Consider the following 6,590-nt stretch of genomic DNA (forward strand, 5'->3'; position numbering starts at 1 on the left):
CAGTCCCGGGACTCCCCTACCAGAAAGTGAAACACCCCATGTTCAGCTCGTGTGCCTCCCGATGGGCGCCTCGTCTGCGCCTTTTGCTCCTCGCGGGAACAGTGGCCGGGTCGGCTTGCGCCTCCTCCGATGTCGACCCGGATGCCCCCCAGTGCAAAGGGGTGCGCGCCTGCTCCCCGGGTGAGGGCTCCGGAGACGAGGACGTCATCCCCCTCGTCATCACCCATGGTTCGCAGCTCACCGTTTCGGACGTGGGGCCCGCGGGGATTGGCATCTCCTCCTTCACGAACGTCCCTGGAGGGACCTTCACCGGGACAGCGCTGGGAAGCTGGGGCGCGCTCTCTCGCACCGTTGGCGTCGGGGGCGAGACCATCGACGGCTTCTCCTTCCCTCAGGGCACCGTCGTCCTCGAGGGCGCGAACCTCACGTCGCAAATCACCGTCAACTCCGGGTGGCTGGTGCTGCGCGGATGCAAGGGCAGCCTCCTCCTCAACCATCCGGCGGGAAATGGAGGCGGTGGCGCGGCGCTGTACAGCGAACTGAGCGCCTTCAATTCAGTGGGAGCCAAGGACGGCAGGCAGCCCGCGAGGTCCATCTGCCACCGCTGCTATTTCCCGCACAGCGGGTTTGAGAATGTCTACTCGAACAACGTCACCATCACTGAGTCGTGGATTGCCGTGGACCCTGGCAGCGCTGGCGCTCACGCGGATGGCATCCAGACCTGGGGCGGGCAGTCGTACTTGAACTTCTCTCGCAATCGCCTGCAGTGGAACGGCGCGTGGAACAACACGCAGTCCGGGCTGATCGCGATGTACTCCGACGGTTCGCAGAGCGGGTTCAGCGGCTACGACCAGATCACCCTGCAAGACAACTACTTCGTGGTGGGCCTGGGCGGCGGAATCGCCTTGCACGCCCCCATGGGGGTGGCGGTCACGAACATGGTCGTGACCGGAAATCGCTGGGCGTGGAGTCCTGATTTCGGCGACCCGAACTACACGCCGGCCGTCTACAGAGGCTCCGGCGTGGCGAACTACAAGACCGGTGGGAACGCCTGGTCGAACAACCGCTGGGCGGACGGCCCCTCCGCGAACCAGTTCCTGCTGCCCGACAACAGGACCCGTTCAACAGACTACTGAGGCACCTCTCTCACCGCTCTATTTCTGACGCGGCGGGGCCCATCGCGGCTCGAGTGCTGCTCTACTGTCTGCCCTTTCCCGCCTGATTGGGCAGACACCCCTGGAGCGCCTCCCATGCAGACCCGACGAATCCCCTGGCTGCACACCCTGTCCGCGAGCCTCCTCCTGCTGCAGGCGGCTCCCTGCCTCGCGCAATCGCTGCACTCCGAACGTGGAGGGCTCCAGTCCACCGACCTCGTCCATCGCCCTTCCCTCACCTCGACGACGCTGGACCCGCTGCGCTCGCTGGCCATCTCCGACCACGCCACCGTCTCCACCATCACCGCGCGCAGGGTGTTCGACCAGCTCATCCGCCAGGCCGGCGATACGGGCCTCACATCGGACCAGCTCTTCCGCCAGCTCTGGGACACGCAGAACCCCGCGCCCGGGCAACCCGACCTGCCCGGCGGCCCCCACTGCAGCGACAACGGCAACACCCTCAACGGGGCCCCGTATGTCTGCAGACCTCTGGAGGGAGCCGATGCGAGCGCCCAGTCAGTCCCGCTCGACAGATACATCCTCGTGGGCCTCTTCAATCGCTTCGACCTGGCCCCCGTGGACGGCGCTCACTGCGGCGAGTACCGCATGTCCTTCGCCCGGTTCGTCGCGGCGCCGCAGGTGCGCTCACGCAACCGCTTCATCCTCGAAGGCGTACTCCCCAACCCCGCCCCCGAGCTCGGGCTGGAGGGCTGCCGTCCGGTGGCCCAGGCGTGGGCCCGGCTCTCCACCCTCGAGGACCTCACCCAGCGACAGGCCCTGCTGAACGCGCTCTTCTTCGAGGGTCTGGCCCCGGGCATCCCTCCCGTCATCCACATCAGCCACTACGGTGACAACCCCAGCGGCGCCGGACAGGTCCGCACCAACATGTTCATGCAGCAAGGTGTGGGCGCCCCCAACCCGTGGATGCTGCGCGAGTTCAAGCTGAAGCATCAATGTGATGCCACGGGCTGCACGCCGCGCTTCATCCCCGTCACCGTGAAGTCGACGCCCCGGGGAGACTTCTTCAACCCCCTGAACACCAATCCCCTCGCGGTGGGCTTTCGCGACCACTTCATCACGCAGGTCGCGAGCCTCGCGGTGGATGACTTCAACCGCTTCAACTACGCCGTCCCGGACGTCTACAACGCCGCGCAGAGCAGCTCCATGCCGTCGTTCGGCAGCGTGGACAACTTCCTCGTCGAGTTCAACAAGGCCGCCACGCCCAACGCCTTCTCAGACGCCCTTCAAGCGGAGCTCCAGCGAATCGGTAGCACGCTGACTCCGCATCAAGTCGTGGCGCGCGCTCAACTGCTGTCCTGCGGCGGATGCCATGACCTCAGCCGGGGAACCGACCTGGGAGGAACCCCTGGCATCGTGCCGATCGACTTCAAACGCTTCGTGCAGGTCGACGACCTCCTCTCACCCCTTCCACCCCCCGGGCCGGATTCCCGTTACGCCTTGTCCACGTCCCTCACGACCGCCTTCCTCCCCTTCCGCCAGCAGCTCCTCGGCGCCTTCCTGGACACGCCCGTCCTGGATGCCACGGTCTCCGCTCCCGACCCGCAAGTCCTTCACGTCCAGGCAGGCCAGCCCTTCCGGGGCACGGTGCAGGTAGCGAACACGGGCACCACCGCGTGGAGCGCGGCCCAGGGCGTCCGGGCCACCTCGCTCGATGGAGCAGCGGACCTCACACTGGCCCCAGGTGAGGTCATCCACTTCGGGCAGGGGAAGACCTTCGACTTCACGCACACCGCGCCGACGAGCCTCGGTCAGACGACCTATCGCTGGAGATTGCAGCGCAACGGCCTGGCGTTCGGCCCCGAGGTGTCCCTCACCGTCGAAGTCCAGCCCGCACCGCGCTGAGCACGGCGACGGCCGCGCCTAAACCCCTCTACGTCTCTTGCGCGAGAGCGCGGGGAGCATCAACAGGGCGAGTCCGAAGAGGAGCTGCTCGCCCCCACCCGCGCAACCGCAGGACTCCGATTCCGCCGGAGGATTCCCACCCGCATCTCCAGGCCCACCGTCGCCGGTCCCCGCGTCCACCATCCCCGCGTCCAGCGGCCCACCGTCGCCGGAGCCCGCGTCACCCGCCCCCGCGTCCACGGGACCCGCATCCGGCGCTGGCGACACGAGCACGGAGAACTGGCAGGAGACACGGTGGCCCGCGTGGTCCGTCGCCGATGCCTCGACCGAAGTGAGCCCCTCGGGGAAGACCGTCCTTGAAGGAGGCGTGCTGACCACCACGGGAGCCGGGTCCAGCGCATCGACAGCCGTGACGGAGAACGCCACGGGGATGCCGCTCTTGCCCGTCACCTGGGTCGGGCACGTGAGCTGGGGCGGCGAAGCGTCGCGTCGGATGGACACACGGTTGACAGCCGTTCCGCCCACGGAGGTGGCGGAGCAGGTGAACACCCGCTCCAGCGTGTCCACGGTCACCGCCGCGCTGCCGCAGCCGTTCGTGTCGGTGACGGAGGATTCCAGGTCGCCTACGGACCAGGTGAGCGAGACGTCACCCACGTAGAAGCCGTTCTGCCCCAGGGTTCCCGTCACCGTCGGCGCGATGTGCGGCGGCGTCGTGTCCATGTCCAGCGCGAAGGCCTCCCGCCCGACGACGGGGTGTGTCGCCGCGACGAACAACGCGCCGCCGAAGAAAACGGGGGCCGATGGCGACGAGGGCATGATGCCCGGCGCGTAGTCCGCGACCAGCGTGGGCTGATTCGCGTTCGCGGCCAGGGAGCAGAGCTCCACGCCCACCTGCCCGTCCGGATCACAGTCCAGGTACACCGTGCCGTGGAGCGTCTCCAACCAGGTCGTGCCATGAACGGGCCCCAGCACCCGCGTTCCCGAGGGAGTGCCGTTCGTCCGCACCAGCGAGCGGCCCGCGTTCGTCTGGAGGAGCAGGACGGCCTCCCCGGCCTGCAGGGTGGCATCCAACAGCTTCGTGTCCCCGGCCCCAGGCTCGAAGTCTCCCAGGCCGCGCGCCCCGGCTCCGTCCAGAACCCAGACCTCGCGCCCGCGTGCCCCGTCCACGGCGGTGAAGAACACCCACGACCCCAGACCCTGAAGGTCATCGGGCGACGTGTTCTCCGTTCCAGGCACGAGCCTTGTCCCCGCCGGTGTTCCATCGCTCGATGCGAGGGAGGTCTCGTTCGCGACGAAGGCCACCCTGTCGCCATAGGCCACGGGAAGACCGGCATCGAAGGTCGCCAGCCGCACCAGGGCTCCTGCCTCGAGCGTCCCCGTCGCTCGGTACAACTGGTGGGTCCCCGAGGGGGAATCAGACTGGAGGAAATAGGCGCGAGTTCCCGCCGCGACGAGCCCCTGCGGGTACCCCACGAGCGGCTGCAACGCCTGGGTCCCCGCGCTCGTGCCATCGCTCCGGGCCAGCTCATAGCCCGACGAACCCCTCTCCCGGGCAATCAACACCCTGGCCCCCAACTGCACCATGTCGAGGGCGCTGGAGAGGAACACGGCATCACCCGGTGCGCCCTGGGTGGCACGGACCGCGCGGCCCTCGAGGAAGACGAGCGTGCCCCCCAGGAGGGCTCGACGCCCGTAGGGGCTCCCTCCCGAAAAGGACTCGCCGCGCAGGACCTGCGTGCCCACGCCATCGGTGCGCAGCAACTCGATGCGGTTGTACGCCGGCCGCGTGCCGAAGTACGCGAAGGAACCGTCCACCGTCCAGTTCTCGGGTGATGAGTCCTGGTTCGGGGGCATCCAGACCCGCGTCACCGGCCGCTCCGGCTCGCTCTTGGGGAGGACATGGAGCCACACCGCTGCGTCGTCGAGGGTGAAGGCCGCCATCCCCGCCGTCGTCGTCACCACACTGCTCGTGATTCCGGTGGCGACCTGGGACACGCCCGTCGTGGTGCCATCCGTCCGCCACAACGAGAGCGCCCCACCCTTGGGTGTCGCGGTGAACACCAACTGCCCCGCTCCCGGATGGAGGGCGTCGAACGCCGTTCCGTCGGCTCCCGCGCTGAGGTCCGAGACCATCACGGTGCCCTGCTCCGTGCCATCAGAGACCCAGAGTTCCTCGCCCGTCAGCGCGTCGCTCGCCGTGAAATAGAACAGCGAGCCGACCTGTGCGCTCAGGATGGTCGAGGGAAGCGCGGCGAAGCGGCGCACCACGCGCGGCGCGGCCGTCCCATCCCAGGCGAACAGCGCGGGCCCCAGGTCATCGGCGCCGACATAGATGGACTCGTCGCCCAGCAGTCCAACACCCCCTCCCTTTCGGGTGAGCGACTGCGCCAGGCGCGTTCCCTCCGGGGTGCCATCCGTGCGCCAGAGCTGATAGCCCGCGTCGACAGGGACGACGATGGACCTCACCGTTCCGCTTGGATTCAAGGCGTGTTCCCACACCAGGGTGCTGGAGGACGTGATGGTCGCGAGGGGCAGGGTCCCCTCGGAGGTGCCGTCCGACACCTTCAACCAGTGGGTGTAGGACGTGCTGCCCGCCGTCCAGCTCCCGAACACCACGCGACTCCCCAGGTCCAGGTCCAGGCTCATCTTGGAGGTCATGGTCACAACGAGCCGGGTGCCCTCGGGGGTTCCATCCGTCACGTGGAAGTGCGAGGTCGTCCCGCCGGAGAATCCCGAGGAGAACCAGAGCTGCCCACCCCTGACGAAGGGATGGACGGCGCGAGAGCCCACGGACGGGTCGACCGCGTGGACGAGCCGCGTGCCGGCGGCGGTGCCATCGGTCCGCCAGAGCTGGTTGTAGGCGCCCAGATAGAGCGCGCCGTCAAACTCGACGAGGTGATAGGTCGTGTCGGTGATGCCCTCCGAGCCGGCCCTCGTGTCGGCGACGAGGCGGGTGCCCCCCGGGGTTCCGTCCGTCACCCACGGCTCGAGTCCATGCACACCATCGTTGGCCAGGAAGTAGAGGGATTGTCCCCAGACCTTCGCGCCATTCAATGCCAACAGGCCCCCGGCACCGGGCAGGCTGTCCCTCAAGAGCCGGGTGCCCGCGGGTGTCCCGTCCGACGTCCAGAGCTCCAGGCCATGGACACCGTCATCCGCTCGGAAGACGACCCTCTCTCCCAGCACGGCGAGGAAGAAGGGATGGGAGCCGCTCGACCCTGGATGAATGTCCTTCACCAGCCACACACGGCCTTCAGCCGCGTTGGCGGCCCATAGCTCCAGGCCCGCCTGCGTGTTCAGGGTGAAGAAGACGGTGTCTCCGACCGAAGCGAGGACGGATGCACCGGAGAAGTCCTCACGCGCCTGGGGATTGAGGTCCGCGAGCAGACGCGGCGACGCGGCCAGGAGACACAGCGCCAGCAAACCACCGTTCAACATGGAGTATCCCTAAACCGGAGTTCGTGATTCTCGATCAGGTCGGAGGGCGGGCAGGCGTGAAGTGAGCGGGAAGAGGGAGCAGGGGCACCTCTCGTTCGGCTCTGTGTGCGCAGAAAACCTGAGAGCGAGAAGGCC

3 protein-coding genes are annotated in these 6,590 nt (G+C 68.0%); 2 read left to right on the plus strand and 1 reads right to left on the minus strand.

Annotated features, from left to right (window positions below; genetic code table 11):
- The first annotated feature begins 161 nt into the window (after positions 1-161).
- Complete coding sequence (locus HUA75_RS43935) at positions 162-1,136, plus strand: hypothetical protein (RefSeq protein ID WP_174458443.1); 975 nt, start codon at positions 162-164, stop codon at positions 1,134-1,136.
- 114 nt (positions 1,137-1,250) lie between these two features.
- The gene (locus tag HUA75_RS43940; protein WP_174489850.1) at positions 1,251-3,017 is read left to right on the plus strand and encodes an NBR1-Ig-like domain-containing protein; all 1,767 of its coding nucleotides are present in this window, start codon (positions 1,251-1,253) and stop codon (positions 3,015-3,017) included.
- A gap of 18 nt (positions 3,018-3,035) precedes the next feature.
- Here HUA75_RS43940 and HUA75_RS43945 read toward each other — a convergent pair whose 3' ends face one another.
- The gene (locus tag HUA75_RS43945; RefSeq protein WP_174489851.1) at positions 3,036-6,455 is read right to left on the minus strand and encodes an HYR domain-containing protein; all 3,420 of its coding nucleotides are present in this window, start codon (positions 6,453-6,455) and stop codon (positions 3,036-3,038) included.
- Between the last annotated feature and the right edge of the window lie 135 nt (positions 6,456-6,590).

It is taken from the genome of Myxococcus sp. CA040A (assembly GCF_013336725.1).
Classification (GTDB): Bacteria; Myxococcota; Myxococcia; order Myxococcales; family Myxococcaceae; genus Myxococcus; species Myxococcus llanfairpwllgwyngyllgogerychwyrndrobwllllantysiliogogogochensis.

Excerpts from the sequence above, each read along its gene's own strand:
- HUA75_RS43940 (WP_174489850.1), top strand. The coding sequence starts at position 1,251 with ATGCAGACCCGACGAATCCCCTGGCTGCACACCCTGTCCGCGAGCCTC.
- HUA75_RS43945 (WP_174489851.1), bottom strand. The coding sequence starts at position 6,455 with ATGTTGAACGGTGGTTTGCTGGCGCTGTGTCTCCTGGCCGCGTCGCCG.